The organism is Streptomyces niger (genome assembly GCF_000718305.1).
Taxonomy (GTDB): domain Bacteria; phylum Actinomycetota; class Actinomycetes; order Streptomycetales; family Streptomycetaceae; genus Streptomyces; species Streptomyces niger.
The window spans coordinates 176,906-198,784 of the sequence record NZ_JOFQ01000011.1 but is presented as its reverse complement, the minus strand read 5'-3'; the positions used below and the strand labels follow the sequence as shown (position 1 = coordinate 198,784).

15 protein-coding genes, 1 tRNA gene and 1 pseudogene are annotated in these 21,879 nt (G+C 72.6%); 12 read left to right on the top strand and 5 right to left on the bottom strand.

Translation table 11 applies throughout. From position 1 onward, the window contains the following. The first annotated feature begins 176 nt into the window (after positions 1-176). The 8 genes from IF20_RS21855 (at position 177) to IF20_RS21820 (ending at position 8,415) form a co-directional block, all read left to right on the top strand. Complete coding sequence (locus IF20_RS21855) at positions 177-638, top strand: hypothetical protein (protein WP_052866955.1); 462 nt, start codon at positions 177-179, stop codon at positions 636-638. A 148-nt stretch (positions 639-786) separates the two neighbouring features. Next, positions 787-2,856, top strand: coding sequence for an FUSC family protein (locus IF20_RS21850; protein ID WP_052866954.1), 2,070 nt, complete (start codon positions 787-789; stop codon positions 2,854-2,856). Between the two features lie 193 nt (positions 2,857-3,049). After that, complete coding sequence (mreB, locus tag IF20_RS21845) at positions 3,050-4,234, top strand: rod shape-determining protein (RefSeq protein ID WP_052866953.1); 1,185 nt, start codon at positions 3,050-3,052, stop codon at positions 4,232-4,234. 316 nt (positions 4,235-4,550) lie between these two features. Continuing rightward, the gene (locus IF20_RS21840; protein WP_052867153.1) at positions 4,551-6,134 is read left to right on the top strand and encodes a sensor histidine kinase; all 1,584 of its coding nucleotides are present in this window, start codon (positions 4,551-4,553) and stop codon (positions 6,132-6,134) included. Beyond that, the gene (locus IF20_RS21835; RefSeq protein WP_052866952.1) at positions 6,131-6,538 is read left to right on the top strand and encodes a roadblock/LC7 domain-containing protein; all 408 of its coding nucleotides are present in this window, start codon (positions 6,131-6,133) and stop codon (positions 6,536-6,538) included. Before IF20_RS21840 ends, IF20_RS21835 begins: the two co-directional genes overlap by 4 nt. Continuing rightward, on the top strand, positions 6,535-6,894 hold the full coding sequence (locus IF20_RS21830) for a DUF742 domain-containing protein (RefSeq protein WP_052866951.1): 360 nt from the start codon (positions 6,535-6,537) through the stop codon (positions 6,892-6,894). Before IF20_RS21835 ends, IF20_RS21830 begins: the two co-directional genes overlap by 4 nt. Then, the gene (locus IF20_RS21825) at positions 6,875-7,549 is read left to right on the top strand and encodes a GTP-binding protein (protein WP_234426763.1); all 675 of its coding nucleotides are present in this window, start codon (positions 6,875-6,877) and stop codon (positions 7,547-7,549) included. The genes IF20_RS21830 and IF20_RS21825 overlap by 20 nt, the downstream gene beginning before the upstream one ends. A gap of 341 nt (positions 7,550-7,890) precedes the next feature. Further along, positions 7,891-8,415, top strand: a complete 525-nt coding sequence (locus IF20_RS21820; RefSeq protein WP_234426762.1) for a hypothetical protein — start codon at positions 7,891-7,893, stop codon at positions 8,413-8,415. Positions 8,416-8,759: 344 nt separating this feature from the next. On the opposite strand, the pseudogene IF20_RS21815 reads toward IF20_RS21820, so the two are convergent. The 5 genes and pseudogenes from IF20_RS21815 to IF20_RS21795 all read right to left on the bottom strand — a co-directional run. Then, positions 8,760-9,536: pseudogene (locus IF20_RS21815) on the bottom strand (ribonuclease BN); the annotation flags it as partial. A gap of 357 nt (positions 9,537-9,893) precedes the next feature. After that, on the bottom strand, positions 9,894-10,946 hold the full coding sequence (locus IF20_RS21810; protein WP_052866950.1) for a glucose 1-dehydrogenase: 1,053 nt from the start codon (positions 10,944-10,946) through the stop codon (positions 9,894-9,896). 530 nt (positions 10,947-11,476) lie between these two features. Then, positions 11,477-12,358 carry a fructosamine kinase family protein gene (locus tag IF20_RS21805; protein WP_052866949.1) on the bottom strand — a complete coding sequence of 294 codons (882 nt, stop codon included), beginning with the start codon at positions 12,356-12,358 and terminating at the stop codon, positions 11,477-11,479. Next, positions 12,355-12,849 carry a low molecular weight protein-tyrosine-phosphatase gene (locus IF20_RS21800; RefSeq protein WP_052866948.1) on the bottom strand — a complete coding sequence of 165 codons (495 nt, stop codon included), beginning with the start codon at positions 12,847-12,849 and terminating at the stop codon, positions 12,355-12,357. The genes IF20_RS21805 and IF20_RS21800 overlap by 4 nt, the downstream gene beginning before the upstream one ends. A 793-nt stretch (positions 12,850-13,642) precedes the next feature. Next, positions 13,643-13,715, bottom strand: a tRNA-Arg gene (locus IF20_RS21795). 311 nt (positions 13,716-14,026) lie between these two features. Between IF20_RS21795 and IF20_RS21790 the strand changes: the two genes are divergently transcribed. From IF20_RS21790 to IF20_RS21780, 4 genes are all read left to right on the top strand, one after another. After that, positions 14,027-15,901 carry a GTPase domain-containing protein gene (locus tag IF20_RS21790; protein ID WP_052867150.1) on the top strand — a complete coding sequence of 625 codons (1,875 nt, stop codon included), beginning with the start codon at positions 14,027-14,029 and terminating at the stop codon, positions 15,899-15,901. Between the two features lie 601 nt (positions 15,902-16,502). Further along, on the top strand, positions 16,503-18,473 hold the full coding sequence (locus IF20_RS21785) for a GTPase (RefSeq protein WP_052866947.1): 1,971 nt from the start codon (positions 16,503-16,505) through the stop codon (positions 18,471-18,473). Positions 18,474-18,928: 455 nt separating this feature from the next. After that, positions 18,929-19,723, top strand: a complete 795-nt coding sequence (locus tag IF20_RS40915) for a single-stranded DNA-binding protein (protein WP_110944413.1) — start codon at positions 18,929-18,931, stop codon at positions 19,721-19,723. 255 nt (positions 19,724-19,978) lie between these two features. Then, a complete protein-coding gene (locus IF20_RS21780; RefSeq protein WP_052866946.1) occupies positions 19,979-21,388 on the top strand; it encodes an LAETG motif-containing sortase-dependent surface protein in 1,410 nt (469 codons plus the stop codon). Positions 21,389-21,879: the final 491 nt, after the last annotated feature.

Sequence of the window (21,879 nt, the reverse complement as noted above, 5' to 3'; positions counted from 1 at the left end):
TGGGTCGGGTGCCCGTTGGGTCGGGTACCCGTTGGGCCGGGTGCCCGTTGGGGCGGGCGTCCGTTGGGCCGGGCGGGTGCTTGCGCCGTGGGTCGTGCAACCCTCACACGGCGCGCCGAGTCTGCTCGGGTGAGGTCCGCATATTGCGGATGAATTCCGGCAGAAGAGGACATTCGATGATCCGTAAGGCTCCGCGAGCTGTCACCGTCTCCGCGCTCTGCGCCGCCCTGCTCGGCGGCGGCCTGACCCTCGCCGCCTCCGCGCCCGCCGCGACCCCGGCCCCGGCCCCGAAGAAGGCTGCGGCCCGCTACGGCGCCGAGCAGGTCCACCACTTCCTGGAGGGCTTCTACGGCAACCACGGGCCCCGCCGGTGGGAGCGGCGGCACATGGTCGGCGACGCGCTGAAGAAGCGCGTCCAGCAGAACAAGAAGTACGACGTGCTGCTCTGCGCGCAGAACGCGCCGCGCGACATCGCCATCGGCCGGGTGACCACCGCGCAGTCCGCCGGCGTCGGCTGGGCGACGGTGACCACCAGCTGGACGCGCGGCAAGGACCAGCACTTCACCGCCTACGTCGGCCTGGACGCCACCAAGCCGATCAAGCTCGTCCAGATCGACTGCAGCCCGAGCCGCCACTGACGGCCGCCCCTCCTCCGTACCGGCCGCGATCCGAGGGGCGGCCGGTACGGAGGTGCCGCGCGTCGTGGGCCGCCCGTTTGCTATGTATTCGACTGTATTCGAATTTATTCAGCCGTATTAGACCGTATTCAGCACGTATTCTCTCGCTATGACCTGGACGAGCGCGCTGAAGCAGACCGCCCGCTCCGGGCTGACGGTCGAACGGGCCAAGCTCACCCCGCTCATTGCGGTCCGCGGCGCGGTGGGCGTGGCGCTCATCGTCGGGGGCTGCCTGTGGCTGGGCTCCCCGGTGCTCGCCGTGTCCGCCGCCTTCGGGGCCTTCTCCTCCGCCATCGCCACCTTCCAGCGCAGCTGGCGGCCGCGCCCGCTGCTGGCCCTGGTCGTCGCGGGCGGGCTCTCGGTCTCCACCTTCCTCGGCTATCTCGCCGCCTCGCACACCGTGCTCTTCGTCGTGCTGCTCGGCGCCTGGACCCTGCTCGCGGGGCTGTGCTGGGCGGTCGGACCGGTCTCCGGCCTGATCGGCACCCAGACGGTCGCGGTGATGCTGGTGACCGTCACACTGCCGACCTCCGTCCTGGGCGCGCTGGCACACGCCGCGCTCATCGCGACCGGCGGCTGCGTCCAGGCCGCGCTCATCGTGCTCTTTCCGATCCGGCGCTGGGGACGGCAGCGGGACGCCCTGGCCGACGCGCTCGCCGCCGAGGCCGACTACGCCCGCCGGCTCCGCCACGACCCGGTGGCGCCCTTCGACCCGCAGCCCCTGATGGACGCCCGACTCGCCTCCCGGGTCAGCCCCCGTCAGGCCCGTCGGCGCCCCGCCCAGCTGCACGGCCCGCGCACCCTCGCCGAGCAGGTCCGCCCGGTGCTCGCCTCGCTCGCCGACCCGGTCGTCGGCGCCCCGATGGAGGGCCCCGAACGGGACCGCGTCCGCGAACTCCTCGGCGCCGCCGCGACCGTGCTGGACGCGGTGGCCACCGCCATCCGGCACGCCCGACCGGTCCGCCTGCCCTCCGACGTCATGGACGTCCTGGAGGTGCCGGTCACCGGCAACATGCTGACCGGACCCGCGCGCCGCTCGGCTACCCGGCTGCTGAGCCTGCTGGCCGACGCCGTCGAAGCCGCCGACGAACCGGTCGAGCCGACCGGCCCCGACACCGACGGCGACCGCCCCCACCTGCTGCGCCCCGCCGTCCACCGGCAGGTCCCGGTGGTCCTGCGGGCCGTACGGCGGGAGCTGCGCTGGTCCTCCTTCGTACTGCGGCACGCGCTGCGCGTGGCGGCGGTCGCCGCGGTCGGCTACCTCGTGGGCACCGCGCTGCCCTTTGGACACGGTTACTGGGCGCCGCTCGCCTCCGTGATGATCATGCGACCGGACTTCGCGCAGACCTACCAGCGCGGCGTCGCCCGCTTCATCGGCACCCTCTTCGGCGTCGCCGTCGGCGGCGGCGTCATCGCCCTGTTCCATCCCGGGCAGTACGTCGACGCGGCGCTGGCCGTCGTCTGCGTCTTCCTGATGTACCTGCTGCTGCGCACCGGTGTCGCGGTCACCTCCGCCTGCGTCGCCGCGTACGTCGTCTTCCTGCTCGGCATCGCGGGTGCCGGCTGGGAGCAGACCGTCCAGGAGCGGGTCGTCCTGACCCTGCTCGGCGGGGTGCTGGCCACCCTCTCGTACGCCGCCTTCCCGGCCTGGGAGACCTCGCGGCTGCGCGACCGGCTGGCGGAGTGGCTCGCGGCCGGCGGCAGGTACGCCACCGCCGTCCTGGACATCCACGCCCGGCCCGCCGAGCGCCGGCCGCGCCGGGTGCGCGAGGCCCTGCTCGACCTGCGCGCGGCGCGCGTCGCCTGGGTGAAGAGCGGGGAGCGCGCCGGAAAGGAGCCGGTGCGGCACCGCGGGCTCTCCCCGGCCGCCGAGGAGGACGCCGAATCCGCCCTGAACACGATGGGCCGCGTCACCATGCTGATGGAGGCCCACCTGCCGGGCCCGGACGCCGAACCCTCGCCGGGCGCCGAGGCGTTCGCCGCCGAGCTGGGACCGGCGGTGGAGCGCGCGGCGCGGGCCGTCCGGGAGGGCGGCGACATGGACTGGGGCGGCCTGCACGACCAACTGGCGGCGTGGGAGGCCGGGGCCGAGGGCAGGGGAGTGGCGCTGCGCGCCGCCGGTCTGCTGGTGGACGCGCTGGACGAGCTCGCGCGGGCGCTGAACCGCACCCGGCGCTGAGCGCGTGTTCCGGTCCGGGCTCCATGTCCCCGTACCGGGCCGGGCGGCATGCACATATGCAACGCCGGTAGGGTGGGTAATCGCCCGTTATTGACGTCATTGCTGTCGTCTGGGGCGCGATGTCGGGGGGATCCGCACGCCGCGCCGCGGGCGTACCCGCAGTCCGAGCCGAAAGCGAGCGAGCGAACTCCTCATGGCCAGCACTTCCTCCGGCGGTACGTACGACATAGGCATCGACCTGGGCACCGCGAACACCCTGGTCTACGCGCGCGGCAAGGGCGTGGTGCTCGACGAGCCGTCCGTGGTCGCCGTCAACGCGGCGGGCGAGGTCATCGCGGTCGGCGCGGAGGCCAAGCGCACCATCGGCCGCACCCCCTCCGGCATCACCGCGATGCGGCCGCTCCAGGAAGGGGTGATCGCCGACTTCGACGCCGCGGAGCGGATGCTGCGGGGGCTGCTGAAGAAGGCGCTGCCCGGCCGCCGGTTCTCCCGCCCGCGCGTGGTGATCTGCGTGCCGTCGGGCATCACCGGCGTCGAGCGGCGCGCGGTCATCGACTCGGCCAAGCGCGCCGGCGCCCGCGAAGTGCAGCTGATCGAGGAGCCGATGGCGGCGGCCATCGGGGCCGGGCTGCCGGTCGCGGAGCCGGTGGGCTGCATGGTGGTGGACATCGGCGGCGGCACGACCGAGGTCGCGGTGGTCTCGATGGGCGGCCTGGTCACCGCCCAGTCGGTACGGGTCGCGGGCGACGCGATGGACGCGGCGATCCTGGCGTACGTCAAGAAGAAGCACGCGCTGGACATCGGGGAGCGCACCGCCGAGGACATCAAGATCGCCATCGGCTCGGCGCTCTGGACGCCGGCGGAGCCCCGCCTGCCGGAGCCGCCCGCCGAGAACGCCGACACGGACACCGACGCGGACGCTGCCGAGGACGCCGACACGGACACCGACGTGGACGCCGACGCCGACGCCGACGCGGAGACCACCGTGCCGGTACGCCTCGACTCCTTCACCGTTCGCGGCCGGGACCACGTCAACGGCCTGCCGCGGGTCCAGGAGATCACCGCGGAGGAGGTCCGGCAGGCGCTCGCCGAGCCCGTCGACGCGATCGTGCAGGCCGTCCGCCGCACCCTGGACGCCTGCCCGCCCGAGCTGTCCGGGGACGTCATCGAGCACGGCATCGCGCTCACCGGCGGCGGCGCGCTGCTGCGCGGCCTGGACCGGCTGCTCGCCCGCGAGACCGGCGTGCCCGTCGTGGTCGCCGAGGACCCGCTGAACTGCGTCGTGGCGGGCACCGGCCGGTGCGTGGACGAGTTCGCCGCCCTGCACGGACTGCTGGCGGACGCCAAGAACCTGCCGCGGCGGACCGTACGCCTCTGAGCGGGCCGGCCGGTTGAGCGACCGCGCGGTCAACTCCCTTGCCCGCGCGGCCGACCGGCGTGCCCGCATGCCGTACGGAGCGTGGCGGACGGGCCGCCGGAAGGTGTCCACCGATCGGACGGTTCCGCCCGCTCCACGGCCCGAATAGGCCTCTACCTGCGGCGACATGACCTGGCGTCAAGGAGTGATCAAGTCCGGTTATGCTGAGACCGGCTCAGCGTACTGGCAGTTACCACTGGTGATCTGTGTGCCGACGCTGCCCTCAGTGCTGCGCCCGAGGACTTCCCCGTATCTTTTTGATTGGTTGAAGGTGCTGATGGTTCGAGAAGGATCGTCGCCCGGCGGCCTGCGACCGGCTTCGGCGTTCGTGTGGATACTGCCGGCGGCGCTCACCGTGATCGCCGCCGTCGTCACCGCCGTGCTCGTCCCCTCCGACGCGCGGACGCCGGTCCTGTGGACCGGCGGGGTCGCCACCGTCGCCGTGGCGCTCCTCGCCGCCGAGACCGCCCGCCGCGGCCGGGCCCTGGACGAACTCCGCCGCAACTCCCGGACACAGGCCGAGGTGCTCGCCCGCCAGGAGGCCGTGACCGTACGGCTCGCCGAGGAGCTGCTGCCCGAGGTCGTCCACCGGCTCGGCCAGGCGGAGTTCCCCGAGGACGTCCTCGCCTCGATGACCGAGCGGCTGGCGCAGGAGGTCCGCGAGGCCGGGCTGACCCCCGAGTTCACCGCGGCCCACCAGGCGGTGCTGCGCTCCGTCCTGGAGGCGGTCGTCGCCGAGGAGGACCTGCGCGAGTCCGCCCAGCGCGCCTTCGTGAACATCGCCCGCCGCGTGCAGGCCATCGTCCACCAGCAGGCGCAGGAACTGCGCGACATGGAGGACCGGCACGGCCGGAACCACGAGGTCTTCGGCGACCTGCTGCGACTGGACCACGGCACCGCGCTGATCGGCCGACTGGCCGACTCCATCGCCGTACTGGGCGGCGCCCGCCCCGGCCGCCAGTGGAGCCGCGCCGTCCCGCTGTTCAGCGTGCTCCGCGGCGCGATGTCGCGGATCATCGACTACCAGCGCGTCGAACTGCACTCCGTCACCGAGGTCGCCGTCGTCGGCCAGGCCGTCGAGCCGCTCATCCACGCGCTCGCCGAGCTGCTGGACAACGCCACCCGCTACTCCCCGCCGCAGACCCGCGTCCACCTCACCGCGGTCGAGGTGCAGTCCGGCATCGCCGTCGAGATCGAGGACGGCGGCGTCAGCATGAGCGAGGAGGCCCGCAGCCGGGCCGAACGGATGCTCCAGCAGGCCCAGGAGGGCATCGACGTCAACGACCTGGGGGAGTCCCCGCGGCTCGGCCTCGCCGTCGTCGGCCGGCTGGCCCAGGCGTACGACTTCCAGGTGTCGCTGCGCCCCTCGGCGTACGGCGGCGTGCGCGCCGTCCTCATCGTGCCGCAGGACCTGATCACCACGGCGCCCGCCACCGGCCGCGCGCACGGCATCGGCGCCTCCTCCGGCCCGCTCGACGAGCGCACCGAGCACCCGACGCTCCCGCGGCAGCCCACCGGCCCCGTGCCTTCGGCGCCCGCTGCGCCCGCTGCGCCCGCTGCGCCCGCTGCGCTGCCCCGATCCGAGAACGTGCAGGAAGACGTACCCGTGGTGACCGAGCGGACCGCAAACGGGCTGCCGCAGCGGCGCCGCAAGTCCCGCGCCACCGCGCCGGCTCAGCCCGCGGCGCAGGCGCCCACCGCCCCCGACACCGCAGACCAACGGTCCTCCGCGTCGGACGCCGCCCCCGAGGTGCAGCCCGGCATGTGGCTGGCCGCCTTCCAGAGCGGCCTCTCCGGAGAACCGGGCGGGGCCGCCGGGCCGAAGAGTGACGAGTCGTCGGAAAAGAGTGAGTTGCCATGATTCAGCACCGGGCCAACATGGACTGGATGCTCAAGGACCTGGCGGAGAGCGTCCCGCAGACCCGCAACGTCGTCGTGCTGTCCTCGGACGGCCTGCGAATGGCCCAGTACGGCACGGACACCGACACCGCCGACCGGCTGGCCGCCGCCTGTGCCGGCCTGCAGTCCCTGGCCGGTGCCGTCTCCGCCGAGTTCCCGCACAGTGACGGCAAGATGCGCATGGTCGTCATCGAACTGGACGGCGGCTTCTTCTACTTGATGGCGGCCGGCGCGGGCGCCTACCTCGCGGTGCTGGCCGACGAAGGGGTGGACGCCGGACTGATCGGCATGAAGATGCGCGACCTGGTGGCACGGATCGGCGAGCACCTCAGCAGCCCGCCGCGCGGCGAGGGACCGGCCGCATGAGCGCAGCGGGCCAGGAGTGGGAGGACGAGAGCCCCGAGCGGCTCTATGTGATCACCGGCGGGCGCACCGGCGCCGCCGACACCTTCTCCCTCGACCTGGTCACGCTGATCGTGGCCAAGACCTCCCCGAGACCGGGCGCGCAGCCCGAGCACGCCGCGATCATGCGGCTGTGCCACTCCCCGCTGTCGGTGGCGGAACTCTCCGCCTACCTGAAGCTTCCGGTCAGCGTGGTCACCGTGCTCCTGGGTGACCTGCTGGCCGACGGGCGGGTGGTGGCGCGCGCGCCCGTACCGCCCGCAGAACTTCCGGACCGTTCCCTTATCGAGGCGGTGATCCATGGACTTCAACAGCTCTGAGCCGGCCGCCGGACAGGCGCTCGCCGAGCAGCCCGTGGCCGGTCAGACGTTCGCCGCGGAGCCGGTCGTCGGACCGCGCAGCGAGGACGAACTGCCGGACTCGGCCACGGCCGCGGTCAAGGTGGTGATCGTGGGCGGCTTCGGGGTCGGCAAGACGACCCTGGTCGGTGCCGTCAGCGAGATCCGTCCGCTGACCACTGAAGAAACGATGACCCAGGCCGGCGTCGGCGTCGACGACACCCTGGGCATCGAGCGCAAGACCTCCACGACCGTCGCGATGGATTTTGGGCGCATCAGCCTCAACAAGGAACTGGTGCTCTACCTCTTCGGCACGCCCGGCCAGCAGCGCTTCTGGTTCCTGTGGAACGGCCTGTTCGACGGCGCGCTCGGTGCGGTCGTCCTGGTCGACACCCGCCGCCTGGAGGTCAGCTTCGACGTCATCGGACGCCTGGAGGAGCGCGGCGTCCCCTTCGTCGTCGCCGTCAACTCCTTCCCCGACGCGCCGACGTACCCCGTCGAGGAGTTGCGCGGCGCCCTCGACCTGCCGCCGGAGGTCCCGATCGTGAACTGCGACGCCCGACTGCGCACCTCCAGCCGGGACGTCCTGATGACGCTCATGCACTACCTGCACGGCCTCGCCGCCGCGGGGACCTGAGTCCCCGTAACGCGGCGCGCCGCAAGGGCCCGGACCGGCATCACCGTCCGGGCCCTCGGTCGTGTTGCGGACGGGCGAGCAATGGGTCGTGCTGCTGGTTCTGGGTCGTGTTGCGGGCGGGTCGGCCCTCGGTCGTGCCGCGGGCGGGTGGCCCCGTCGCCCCGCCGTCGACGCCCGGCACCGGGTGAATCGGCCGGAGTGCCGACACTCGTGGACGCCATCCCGGGGAACCCCGAAAGACACACCGGGTCGAATACAACCCTTCCCAGGCATATGAGTGTCATATCTCGTGGACCCACTGACTCAGGGACCAAACGCTCATCCTGGGGGAAGGAAACACCATGCGTACCTCTCGTCCCGCGCGTCGCCGTACCGCCGTCATCGGCACGGCCGCTGCCGCACTCCTCACCGTCACCGCCGCCCTCCCGGCCTTCGGCGCCACCACCACGCCGCCGCCCGTCCGGCCGGCGGCGCAGACGGCGGCCCAGCCGGCGCGCGGCGGCAGCCCCGAATCGACCGTGGACCGGGTCGCGGACTTCTACGGCGCGTACATCGACGCCGTGTACGACGAGGACGGCACGCTCGCCAGTCAGTTGCGGACCCACTACCTCCGCGCCGACCTGCGCAAGCGCCTCGCGACCTGGGAGTCCAAGAACCACGCCGACGGCGTCCTGCGCGCGCAGAACGTCCCGGTCAAGTGGTCCGTCTCCTACGACGGTTCCGGCACCGGCAGCGCGTACACGATCGTCACCCTCACCTGGGACTCGGGCAGCCACCCGAGCACCTCCCGGGTAGCGGTCCGCAGCTCCCTGGAGACCCGCCAGATCACGGACATCAAGGAGGCCCCGGCGGCACCGGCGAGGTGACGTACGGGCCGGGACCGGACCGGTCCGGCCCTTCACGGGGAGTGCGGGGAGTGCGGGGGGCCGCCGGTGGGTGGCGGCGGGTCTCCGTCCTGCGTACGGTCGTCGGTTCGGTCCAGGTCCTGCGTACCGTCGTCGGTTCGGTCCGTGTCCCGCGTACGGTCGTCGGTTCGGTCCTCGTCCCGCGTGTGGTTGTTCGTGCGGTTCGTGCGGTTCGTGCAGTGCGTGCGGTTCGTGTCCCGGGTGGGCGGTGCCGGGCCCGCGCGCCGTTCGGACCGGGGCGCGGACCGGGGCACGGACCGGGCCACGGGCCGCAGGTGATGGACGTGGCGGACGTGCCCGGCCCGGCGTACCCGCGGGAACACATGACGCTCGGGATGGTCGTGGAAGTGCCGCCCCAGCAGCGCCCCGCCGAACACCACGAAGCCGACCCCGACCAGCCAGCACTCCACGATCAGTACGGTGCCCACCGCCCCGTAGCTGACCGCGTTGCTCACGATGAGCGGTGCGAACACCAGGTAGGAGAAGGCCCGCAGCCCGGTCAGGCCCGCCATGGTCGCGACCGCGCCCGGTAGCAGCGCCCGCCATGCGACCTGCTCACCGAGCAGGAAACGCTGGCCCCACCAGAAGAACAGCACGCCGGCGAGGAGGTTCAGCACGATCCGCAGCGGCTCAGGGAGGGCGCCGCGGGACTGCACCTCGGCGTAGAGGTAGGCCATCAGGACGATCAGCCAGACGGTCTGCCGCCAGGCCCGGTGCCACGGCCCGACCGACAGGCTCCAGGTCTTCTCGTACCCGGTCTGCACGCTGCCCGCGAAGCTCAGCCCGAAGACCGCGAGGGCGACCAGGCTGACCGCACTCGTGGTGGCGACTGCCTGCCGCGGCGCGGTGAAGACACTCTCCACCGCGTCCGCCGAGCGGCCGGACAGCGCCATGCCGTCGACCAGCCAGAGCGCGAACCCACGGTGTCGTACCGGATCGGCCGCGGCGACCACGATCAGCAGCGGTACGAGCGTCACCAGCCCCAGCGCGCCGAAGCCCATGGAACGGTGCAGCAGCTCCAGCTCGCTGCCGCGCTCCCGGAACCGCCCGATCTGCAGCCGATGCCGGACGCGCCGCACCATACGGAGGCGGTGCCGGTGCCGGGGCCGGGGCCGGCGCGGCTCCGGGGCGTCACCCGGCGCGACGGACTCGGGACCCACGGACCCAGGCCCCGCAGGTCCGATCGGCCCAGGGCCCGTGGGCTCAGGCCCCGCAGATCCGGTCGGCTCTGGGCCCGTGGGCTCAGACCCTGTGGCGTCCCGGCCCATGTGTTCGGAGCTCCTGTGCTCAGGCTCTGCGGACTCAAGGCCCGTGCACTCGGGACTCCTGCGCTCGGGTCCTGCCGGCTCAGGCCCCACGGACCCAGGCCCCGCAGGTCCGGTCGGCTCGGGACCCGTGGGCTCAGGACCCGCCGTCATGCGCCCCCACCACCGTCCCTCTCACTCCTCCATCGAGACCACGACCTTGATGTCGTCATCATGCGCCGAGAACGCCTCCTCCGCGCGGGCGAGCGGCACCCGCCGGGTGATCATGCGGGCCAGCCAGTCGTGGTCGGCGGCGGCGAGCGCGTCGGCCGCCTGCCGGTAGTGCCGCAGGTTGGCGTTGACCGAACCCACCACCGCGTCGTTCGCCAGCACCAGATCCCGGTTGACGGTGCCCGCGTCGATGGTGAGCTGCCGGCCGGCCGGGGAGACGCCCGTCAGACACACGATCCCGTACGCGGCCGTCCCCGCCATCGCGTCGAAGACCAGGTGACCGGCGCCCGTGGCCTCGATGACCACGTCCGGGCGGAGCTCCTCGGTGACCTGGTCGATGTCCTCACTGTGGTACGTCGCCCCCAGGTCACGGACCAGCTGCGGCTTGGGCCCGCCGATCACCCGGTCCAGTACGTGCACGTCGAGCCCCCGCTGTACACCGAGGAGCGCGGCCAGCAGCCCGATGGGCCCCGCGCCGGTCACCAGGGCCCGCCGGGGCTCGAACCACGAGCGGTTCCCGACGCGTTCCACCTGTTCCCACGCCTTGGCCACCACGGTGGTGGGCTCCATGAGCACCCCCACCCGACGCAGTCCGGGGTCGAGCCGCACCGCGTAGTCGGTCTCCACCGTCCACACCTCGCTCGCGTACCCGTCCCGCTCCTTGATCCCCCGTTCGGTGTAGCGCCCGTTCCGGCACATGTCGAACTCGTCCCGCGCGCACGCCCCGCACGGTTCGGGGTCGGGCCGGCGGACCACCCCCACCACCAGGTCACCGCGTGCGAACCCGCTCCCGGGTGGCGCCTCGCGCACCCGCCCGAGCGACTCGTGCCCGAGGACGAGCCGGTCCCGCCCCGGCGGCGGTGCCCCGTAGTCGCCGGACGCGATCTCCTTGTCGGTACCGCACACCCCGACGTCGAGGCCGTCCACCAACAGTTCGCCCGCCCCGGCCACCGGATCGGGCACCTCGCGCACCTCCAGCGACCCCGGCTGCAACGGTCGAATGGTCAGCGCACGCATGCTCAACGCCCTTTCGTCGTTCCGTCACGGTCCGCCCGGCGGCCGCTCCGCCGCCGGGCGGGCCCTGCCGAGTACCCGCCGCGCCGCACCCCCAGACCGGCATGGAGCACCCATCCCCTCATTCACCTCCGAACCGCCCGCGCCGTCACCCCCACACGCCGCCACCGCTCGACGAACCCACGGGAGGAGGGGCGGTGTCACTCGGGTGGGGGCGGGGACTCGCGGTGGAGGGTTTCGTGCGCGAGGGCAGGGGGCTTCGTCGGCCGGGGGCAGAGGGGGCTTCGCCGGCCGAGGCAGAGGGCGGCCGGGGCAGGGGGCGGCCGGGGCAGGCAGAGGGCGGTCGGCCAGGACAGAGGGCTTCGCCGGCCGACCAGGCAGGGGCAGGAAGCAGGTACGGGCGACAGGTACGGGCAGCAGGAGTACGGACAGCAGGGGTACGGGCCGCCGGAGTACGGACAGCCGGGGTACGGGCAGCCGGGGTACGGGCAGCCGGGGTACGGGCAGCAGAGGTACGGGCCGGCTTGCGGGCTCTACCCGGCCAGCGCCGACCGGGCGGCAGCGAGGGCCTGCTCGGCGTAGCCGCGGCCGAAGAGCACCGCGTGGACCAGCAGGGGGAACAACTGATGCAGGCCGATACGGTCGCCCCAACCGTCCGCCAGCGGCGCGGCTTCCTGGTAAGCGTCCAGAACCCGATCCAGATGAGGGCAGCCGAACAGGTGCAGCATGGCCAGGTCCGTCTCGCGATGGCCGCCGTGCGCGGCCGGATCGATCAACCAGACCCGGTCGTCGGCGCCCCACAGCACGTTGCCGTTCCACAGGTCACCGTGCAGCCGGGCGGGCGGCTCGGCCGGGCCCGCGAGCTCAGGGAGCCGGGCCGCGACCTCCTCGACCACGGCCGCCTCGGCGGGACGTACCGTCCCTTCGTCGACGGCGCGGCGCAGGTAGGGGAGGAGGCGGTGCTCGGCGTACCACTCGGGCCAGTCGGTACCGGGGACGTTACGCATCGGGGCGAGCCCGATGGCGGCGTCCCGCGGGCCGTCGGGCGGCGGAGCGCCGAACGCGGGTGCGCCGGCGGCGTGCAGGGCGGCCAACTCCCGGCCGAACCGGTCGGCGGCCGCCACGCTCGGCCGTCCGGACGCCACGCGGTCGATCACCAGCCAGCGCCCGTCCCGGCCGTGCACCGCAGGGACCCGGACGGTGTCGGCTCGGGCCAGCCACCGCAGCCCGGCCGCTTCGGCCGCCACCGCGCCGTCGCTGTCACCACGCTTGACGACCACCACGCGCCCGTCGTCGAGCGTGACCTCGGCAAGCGCCCCCGACAGCCGCGGCTCCCCACGGACCGCCCGCCCGGTGAGCCGGGCCGCCACCTCTCCCGGGCCTTCCCCGCCCGCGGCCGCCGTACCGCCGCTCACGCGCTGTCCAGCCGCTCGCGCACCCAGTCGAGCAGCCCGGGCACCGCAGCCTCGATCATGCCCAGCACCTCGTCGAACCCCTCCGGCCCGCCGTAATACGGATCGGGAACTTCCAGCCCGCTGCCCCTCTCGGCGGCCTGCGAGCCGCTGACCGCCCGCGGGTCGAAGGATCGCAGCAGTCGCACCCGCGATACATCCGCCACCTGCCGGCGCAACGCCTTCTCATGACCGTGGTCCATCGCCACGAACAGGTCGGCATCCCTGTGCTCGGCACCGATCTGCGCCGCGACGTGCCGGGTGGGATAACCGTGCCGAGCCAGCACCTCACCGGCCCGCTCGTCAATGGGCTCGCCGACATGCCACGGCCCGATGCCGACGCTGCTGACCCGCACTGCTGCATCCAGCCCGGCCCGCCGCAGATGCTCGCCGAAGACCAGCGCAGCCGACGGCGACCGGCAGATGTTCCCGCTACAAACGAAACAGATGTGCACACCCCCACCGTACGATCACCCCGCCCCCCACCGGCCGGCTACACCGCCCCACACCCCCACCCAACAAAAAAAGCCCTCCCCAAGGGAGGGCCTTCCGGAGCGCCCCCGGCAGGACTCGAACCTGCGGCCAAGTGCTTAGAAGGTGTTGGAGTCTTAGCGCTGTGCTCACCTGCATGCCTGCCGCTGCGCTGCCGCCGAGTGCGGAGCGGAGGAATATGCGAGACGATAAGCGCATCAAACGCTCCACTTGCGACAAAGAGGTGCATTATGCGCAGGAAAGTAGCTAAGTCCTCGCCTATTCCCCTGCTCGTGAGGGTGGGCGCATCCGCAGTCCTCCTCGGCGGGCTAGCTGCGACAGGCACGGCATCCACAGCCGCCGCCAGTCCTGCATACAAGCAGCCAGCAGCCGCGAGGTGCGACATTCCCTGCCCGCCTGGGACGGAGCCGACGTTCTTCGTATCGGCCGGCGAGGGAAAGGAATGTGTGTGTCTCTGATGCGTGTACTGCTGAGGCGGCCTGTCATTACAGGCAGGCCGCCTCGTCCGCTCAGTGAGGGAGCGGCGAACTCTCGACGCGCTGTGCGCCGCGTCTGATGCCAGGTCGCCTCTTCGGATGGCGATCTGCTGAGAACGTCACCGCGTATTCACCGTGTCCACCCGCAGAAACCCGGTGACAGTCGGACAGCATCGGACCCTCCCCGCGATCACCGAGGGAGGGTCCGATGCCCTTCTTCGGGCTGGTGCACGTACGCTGACCAGCAAAAAGACCCTCCCCAAGGGAGGGCCTTGCGGTGCGCCCCCGGCAGGACTCGAACCTGCGGCCAAGTGCTTAGAAGGCACCTGCTCTATCCACTGAGCTACGGGGGCCGGGCGTGAACGTGGATCACGGACCGCGGACCAGGATAGGGGGCCGCGTGCCTCGTCCCGGTTGCTTCACCTCCGTGGCACGTTGTGGAGGTTCGGTGAAGCGGTCCCGATAATCGCAGGCAGGTACGAATTCTGCACCGGTTTTGGCGCCTCACGGGACGGGTGTTGTGCACTCGTTATGCCTGAGCCCCTCCTGTCGCGGGCGCCCCACGCGTCACACGTACCGTTTTGCGTGGGTTCGCGCGGCGCGCACATGGGGCTATACGCTTCAAAAAGCCGTCGAAATTGGGCATTCTTCACATGTGGCGACCTTGGACGTAGGACCCCGGATCATCGACGCGCTCTCCGTGCTGCGTGACCGCGTCGCCGCCGCGCGCTTCCCGCTGCCGCTTCCAGGGGCCGCGCGCGCCCGCCGCGATCGCGCCGAACTCCTCGCTCATCTCGACGACTATGTGATGCCCCGATTGCACGCTCCTCAGGCACCGCTCCTGGCGGTCGTCGGCGGGTCCACCGGTGCCGGGAAGTCCACGCTCGTCAATTCCCTCGTCGGCCGCCACGTCACGGAAGCGGGCGTGCTGCGACCCACGACGCGTACGCCCGTCCTCGTGTGCCACCCCGACGACCGGCACTGGTTCACCGGCTCCCGTGTCCTGCCCGATCTCGTGCGCGTATGGATGCCCGAACAGGGCGGCACCGGGAACCACCCGTATGGGGAGGGGTCCTGCGCAAGCGATTTCTACGGGGACGAAGCGGGCGTGGGCGGCTGCGCATACGAGGGCGAGGAGGATGACGGCGGCGCCGCCTCGGAGGGCGACGGGCCCTCGCCGCTGCGTATCGAGACGGACCGGGGCGTCCCCCGAGGGCTCGCCCTCTTGGATGCTCCGGACATCGACTCCCTCGTGGCACGCAACCGCGAGCTCGCCGCCGAACTCATCTGCGCGGCGGACGTGTGGGTGCTGGTCACCACGGCCTCGCGGTACGCCGACGCCGTCCCCTGGCACCTGCTGCGCACCGCCAAGGAGTACGACGTCACGCTCGTCACCGTGCTCGACCGGGTCCCGCATCAGATCGCGCCGGACATCACGGACCGGTACGCCGCCCTGCTGAACCGCGCGGGCCTCGGTGACGTGCCGCGCTTCACCATCCCCGAGCTGCCCGAGTCGGCGGGCGGCGGCAGCGGTCTGCTGCCGGCCACCGCCGTCGCCGCGCTGCGCGCCTGGCTGGAGCGGCACGCCGAGGACCCGGTGGCCCGGGAGGCGGCGGCCGCCCGCTCCGTGACGGGGGCGATCGCCTCGCTGCGTGGCCGGCTGCCCGCGCTGGCGGGCGCCTCCGCCGCCCAGCACGCCGCTGCGGTCCGGCTGGCCGACCGGGTCGACGAGGCGTACGAGAAGGCCTCCGGGCGGGTACGGGACGCCGTGGCCGGCGGTGACGTCCTCTCCGGCGACGCCCGCGCCGACTGGCGTGACCATGCCCTCGGCGGCCGCCCCGACGAACTCCTGGACTCCCTCACCCGCGGCCTCGCCTCCCTCTTGTGCTGCGCGGTCGAGGAGGCGGACGAGCGGACGGTGGAGGCCTGGCGCCGCGATCCGGCGGCGGCCGGGCTCGGCGTATCGGGGCAGGGCGCCTCGGTACACGAGGGAGCACCCGGGCGCAGCGCCTCAGAGGAGGCGAGTACCGCCGGGCGGCTGGACATTCTTGCGCGGCGTTGGCGCCGCTGCCTGGAGGAACTGGCGGAGGAAGAGGCGCGCGAGGCACGGGCTGCACGGGAAGCGGCCGGAGACGCCCGCGGACTGCTCGGCGGCGTACGAGGGCTGTCACGGGAGGCGCGCGGCGTACCCGGAGAGCCGCGCGGCCCGGAGCGTACGGGGGCCACGGTCTCCGAAGAGGCAGCGGCGCTGCTGGCCACCTCCTTGCTGGGCGGCCGCCGGGCCCGTACGGCGGGCGAGAACCTCGCCGAACTGCTCGGCGCCCACGGAGCGCTGCGGCTGCGCGACAAGGGGGGCGCGTTGCTCGACACATATCTGGAGCGGGCACTGGCCGCCGAACGCGAGCGCCGGCTGGCCCCACTGGACGAACTGACCGTGCCGCCGGACCAGCAGGCCGGGCTGATCGCCGCGCTGTCGGTCCTGCGCACGGCCCTGGCCGCCGAACGCGGCCCGGTGCCGGAGGGGGCGATGGCGGGATGACGGGGTGACGGGACGCTTCGGCCGGTAGCGATTCGGAAGCGAAGACGTCTGGGGCGACGCTGGTCACAACGGCCGTCGGTGAGGTTGAAGACTCTGCTGGTGCGTACGGAAAGGGCTTCTGGTGAGCGGTGAGCACGAGGGCGCGGACGGCGGCGCTACACGAAGGAGCGGCTGGGACGACGGACTCATCGCACGCCGGGCCGGCGAGGAACGGAGCGGGGGGCCGACCGCTCGACGGGCGGTGGAGGAACGGAGTGGCGAGGGCATCGGTGGGGGTGGCGTCAGTGCCGGTGTCGATGATGGCGGTGATGTCGGTAGTGCCGGGCCTGTGCGTCATGCCGGCGCGGCGGAGGGATACCGTGCCGTGTCGGAGAGCGATCGCGTCGTACCGGAGGTCGCCCCTGCGGCACCGCCGCCCGCCCCTGCGGTACCGGGGCCCGCCCCTGTCGCTGCACGGCTCGCCTCGGGTGGGGGAGTGGTGGGGCCGACCACTGAGGAGACGCGGGATGCCGCCCCCTCCTACGAGCCTTACGAGTCCCGCGAGCCCTACAAGTCCAACGAGTCCCACGGACCGCATGGGTCCTACGGGCACGTTTCGTCCGTGCGGCGCACCGTCGAGGACGAGCTGCAGCCCCGTATCGATGCGCTGCGTGAGCTGATCGGGTTGTCCCGGACGCGGCTGGACGGGCGGACGCTGGACGAGGCCGGGCAGGTGCTGGACGCGGCGGACGAGCGGGGCCGGCTGTCGGGCGAGCACACGGTCGTGGCGATCGCCGGGGCGACCGGCAGCGGCAAGTCTTCGCTGTTCAACGCGCTCGCCGGCGCCCCGTGTTCGAAAGTGGCCGCGCGTCGGCCGACCACGTCGCAGCCCGTGGCCTGCGTGTGGCCGGGCGACCGGGCGGGAGCCGAGGCCCTGCTGCACCGGCTGGAGATCCCCGTATCGCGGCGGTTCATCCCCGGCGCGGCGGTCGGGCCGGACGCCGGTCAGGGCGCAGGGTCGGGGGTGGCCCTGGACACCGGGCAGGGCGGCGGCCCCGCGGCCGACCACGACCTGCGCGGACTCGTACTGCTCGACCTGCCGGACCACGACTCGGCTGCCGTCGGGCACCGCGCCCAGGTCGACCGGCTGCTGAAGATCGTGGACGCAGTCATCTGGGTCGTGGATCCCGAGAAGTACGCGGATGCGGTGCTGCACGAGCGGTACCTGCGCCCGTTGGCGGGCTACGCCGAGGTGACGTTCGTAGTGCTCAACCAGGTGGACCGGCTGCCCGGCGACGCCGCTGACCAGGTGGTCGACGATCTACGGCGGCTGCTCGACGAGGACGGGCTGGCGCTCAGCGAACACGGCGAGCCGGGCGCCACGGTGCTCGCGCTGTCCGCGGCGACCGGAGAAGGGGTCGGGGAACTACGGGACATGCTGCGGGAGTTCGTCGGGGAGCGGGGCGCGGCGGTGCGCCGCCTGGCCGCGGACGTGGACGCGGCGGCGGAACGGCTGCAGCCCGTATACGTGGCGGACGGTCAGGTCGGCCTGACCGAACAGGCCCGTGAGGACTTCGAGGAACGACTCGCCGAGGCCGTGGGCTCCGCGGCGACCGGGCGCGCCGCGGAACGTGACTGGCTGCGCCACGCGGAACGCGCCTGCGCCACCCCGTGGGTACGCCTCCGGAACTGGCGCGCGGACGCCGCGAGACGCAAGGAAGCCGCTGCCGTTGGGCCGCGCGGCCCGCTCACGGGAGAGGCGACGGGCGCACGCGCATACGGGCAGGCCCGCGTGAGCGGACAGGCCCATGTGAGCGGGCAGGCCCACGTGTACGGGCAAGCTCATGTGTACGGGCAAGCGCATGTGTACGGGCCGGCCGCTGCGTCGCCGAGGACCTCCAGCCCGTGCGATGCCTCCAATGCCAATGCCAATGCCTCTAATACCTCCAATGTCTCCAGAGCACCCGTGCCGTCCGTGCCGTCCGTGCCGTCCGTGCCTTCCGCGCGCTCCGCGCCGGTCGCGGCAGTTGTACCGGTCGGCTCCGGCGCGCAGACTTCGCGGCCCCTTACGGAGCAGGCCGTGCGGGCCATGGCGAGCGAGGCGGCGCGGGGACTGCCCGTGCCGTGGGCGCAGGCTGTACGGGAGGCGGCTGACAAGGGAGCGCTCGGGCTGCCGGAAGCGCTGGACCGGGCGGCGGAGGCGGCCGACGAGGCGCTGCAGGCCGGGCCGCCGGCGAAACCGCGGTGGTGGACCGTGGCCGCCGCGGGACAGGGACTGCTCGTCGGACTCCAGGTGCTGGGCGTGCTGTGGTTGATCGGCCTGCTGTGCGGGGTGGACCGGGCGCCCGGCGGGGCAGGCTGGCTGCCGGCACTGACGCTGCTCACGGTCGGTACGGTCGGCGGGCCCGCGTTGTCCTGGCTGTGCGGGGTGGCCGCACGTGGTCCGGCGCGGCGGTACGGACAGGACGCCGAGCGGGAGTTGCGGGCCGCGGCTGCCGGGGCCGGGCGGGCCCGGGTGCTGGAGCCGGTCGCGGCCGAACTGCTGCGGTACCGGGAGGTGCGTGAGCAGTACGCGGTGGCGGCGGGCGCGTGAGCGCGTGAGCGCGTGAGCGCGTGAGCGCGTGACCGACGGGGTGATCGTCGGGGGACGCTGGAAGCGAGCGGCTGACACCCGCGCCCCCGACACCCGGCACCGGACACCTACCCCCCCCGACACCCGGCACCGGACACCCGCGCCCCCGACACTCGGTCCCCACACCCGCCCGCGAAATCGGCCGCGAAACCGGCCGCTCGGACCACAGCCCGTGGCTCCGCTCGGGCTGCTGCTCACCCATACGAGTGACGGACTTTTCCCCATGACCCCCGTTCGCCCCCGTTCAGCCTCCGGCGGGCGTCCTGTCCCGTGTCCCGTTCGCTGGTTGTCCACAGCCCCCGACGCGTTTTCGCGAATCCGTGCAGCATGGATTTCACGACGCGGCCGATGGCGGGCTCGGAGCTCGCCGAGGTGAACGGAACGGCCGCGACAGAACGGCAACGGGGGAATTGACGATGACCGACACGATGGTGACGTTGACGGGGAATGCGGCGACGGCGGTGGAGCACCGCTATACGAAGGACGGCGCGGCAGCGGCGAGGTTCCGGATGGCGTGCACGCCGCGCCGGTTCGACAGGGAGCAGGGCCGCTGGACGGACGGCCCCACGAGTTTCTACACCGTGCGGGCCTGGCGCGCCCTCGCCGACAACCTCGCGGCCTCGGTGGCCGTCGGCGAACCACTCCTCGTACGGGGGAGGTTGACGGTGCGCGAGGGGGAGAATCCACCGGAGCGCGGTGGCGGTCGTTGGTTCGCGGCGGAGGTCGATGCCGTATCGATCGGACACGATCTCACCCGCGGCACCGCCGCCTTCCGCCGCGCCGCCCGGGCGACGGCCTTCTCTGGCATGGACGTCGACGCGGCCACCTCCGCCTCGACACCCACACTCACGCCGACACCCGCATCCGACCCCAAGTCCACACCCGCATCCGACCTCAGGCCCACACCCGCATCCGATCCCAAGCCCACACCCGCATCCGACCGCAGGCCCACACCCACATCCGACCCCGAGCCCACACCCGCATCCGGTCTCAAGCCCACACCCGCGTCCCCAGGCACAGCCGCATTCGGAAGTTCCGCCGCAGAGACCGGCGATGAGGCGCGGGCCATGACAACTGGCGGCCACCGCCCGGAAAGTGGTGTCTTCACGAGCGGAACTGGGCGCTCCGGAGAGGGAAATGACGAATCACTGGCCGGAATCGATGCTTCCGCGGTGGGAAGTGATTCGCCGGAGAAGGTGTCAGTGTCCTGAATTATCCCCGGGGATTTGTCGATAATCCCAGGTCAGCGGCGCCTTGTTCGGTAACGATTGCGATTCGGATCGCTTGTCTCACGGCATCACTGGGGACGCTGTTGCGCTCGCTCTCTAGGATCCACGAGTGACTCACGGGGGCTGATCATCACGAGTGACTCACGGGGGCTGTTCGTTCCGTTCAGCTGTTGAGTTCTCGGTTCTTTCCGGCGAGGCCACCTCCCAATCGACCTGCCTCGCCCAGAGGGGAATTTCATGATTTCTGTGAAGAGGCGCGGTGCGGCCCGCCTTGCCGCCGCGGTCCTGGCCTCGGGCCTTGCCGCGGCGGGCGCGATAGCCACCGCGGGGCCTGCTGTCGCGGATGACGCGCCCCCGGCGCACAGCGGCGTCACCGCCACGCTCGGCGGCCTGAAGGTCTACGACCAGGCCGTCATCCACGACAACGGCCGGAACCAGAAGATCGGTGCCGGGCTCTTCGAGATGGCTGTCGACAAGGGCGGTGCGCTCCAGACGTACTGCATCGACATCCACAACCCGACGCAGAACCAGGCCAAGTACCAGGAAGTGCCCTGGAGCCAGTCGTCGCTGCACAACAACAGCGACGCCGGCAAGATCCGCTGGATCCTGCAGAACTCCTACCCGCAGGTGAACGACCTGGCCGCGCTCGCGCAGAAGGCCGGTGCCGGGACGCTCACCGAGAAGACCGCGGCGGCCGGTACGCAGGTCGCGATCTGGCGCTTCTCCGACCACGTCAAGGTCGACGCGGTCGACCCGGCGGCGGAGAAGCTGGCGGACTACCTGGAGAAGAGCGCGCAGAACCTGGAGGAGCCGACCGCCTCCCTGACGCTCGACCCGCCGGCCGTCTCCGGCAAGTCCGGCAGCAAGCTCGGCCCGGTCACGGTGCACACCAACGCGCAGAGCGCGACGGTCACCCCGGCGGCGGACGTCCCGTCCGGCGTGAAGGTCGTCGACAAGAGCGGCAAGCCGGTCACCAGCGCGCCGAACGGCTCGCAGCTGTTCTTCGACGTGCCGGCCGGCGCGGAAGACGGTTCCACCTCGCTGACCGTCCAGGCCGCCACGAAGGTGCCGGTCGGTCGCGCGTTCACCGGCGTCGGTGAGCACGCCAAGAGCCAGACGCAGATCCTCGCGGGCTCCAGCGAGTCCACCGTCTCCGCCGTGGCCACCGCTTCCTGGGCGAAGCAGGGCGCGGTTCCGGCCGTGACGGCGGAGAAGGACTGCGCGAAGGGCGGCGTCGACGTCACCGCCAGCAACAAGGGTGACGAGGCATTCCACTTCCAGCTCGGCGGCAAGGACTACGAGGTCGCGCCCGGCAAGTCCGAGACGGTGACCGTGCCGGTCGCCGAGGACCAGTCGTACGAGATCACGGTCAAGGGTGACAACGGCTTCTCGAAGAAGTTCACCGGCGTCCTGGACTGCAAGACCGCCGGCAACGGTGGCAGCACCCCGGCCCCGTCCGCGCACCCGAGCCCGGCGTCGGCCGGCGGCACGGGTGGCGACTCGGCCGGTGACACCGGTGGTGACCTGGCCGAGACCGGTTCCAGCAGCGCCACGCCGATGATCGCGGGCGTCGCGGTCGCGCTGGTCGTGATCGGTGGTGCGGCGGTGTTCTTCCTCCGCAAGAAGAAGGCCGGCGTCACGCAGTGACAACGGTGTGACCCGCGGTGAGTAGCCCTCATCGCGAGCAGTAGGCAGTAGCGCAGTAGGCCCGGCCCCGGAGCGCCCCAGGCGCCCGGGGCCGTCGCCTACCCGTAGCCCATCGGCCCGGGCTGCCGCACCCTCGGGGCTCGGGCCGAGGCCGCCCGCGCTTCACGCCGCGCGCCCCAGCGCCTACCCCTCCTCCCCCTCCCCGCGACTCGCCGCTGCCCCGTCCCTGCCCCCGCCCGAGCGAAGCTTCCCGACGATCCTGGCGCTCCCCGACGTCCCCCGACGCCCCTCCGCGCTCCCCAGCGCCACCCCGACCTTTCCCGACCCCCGGGCGCTCTCCGACCCCACGGGCGCTCCCCGACGCCCCTCCGCGTTCCCCAGCGCCACCCCGACCTTTCCCGACGCCCACGGGCGCTCCCCGACGCCCCTCCGCGCTCCCCGGCGTCCCCCGGGCCTCCCTCAGGGGGCCCGAGCGTCCGTGCTCTTCGGTG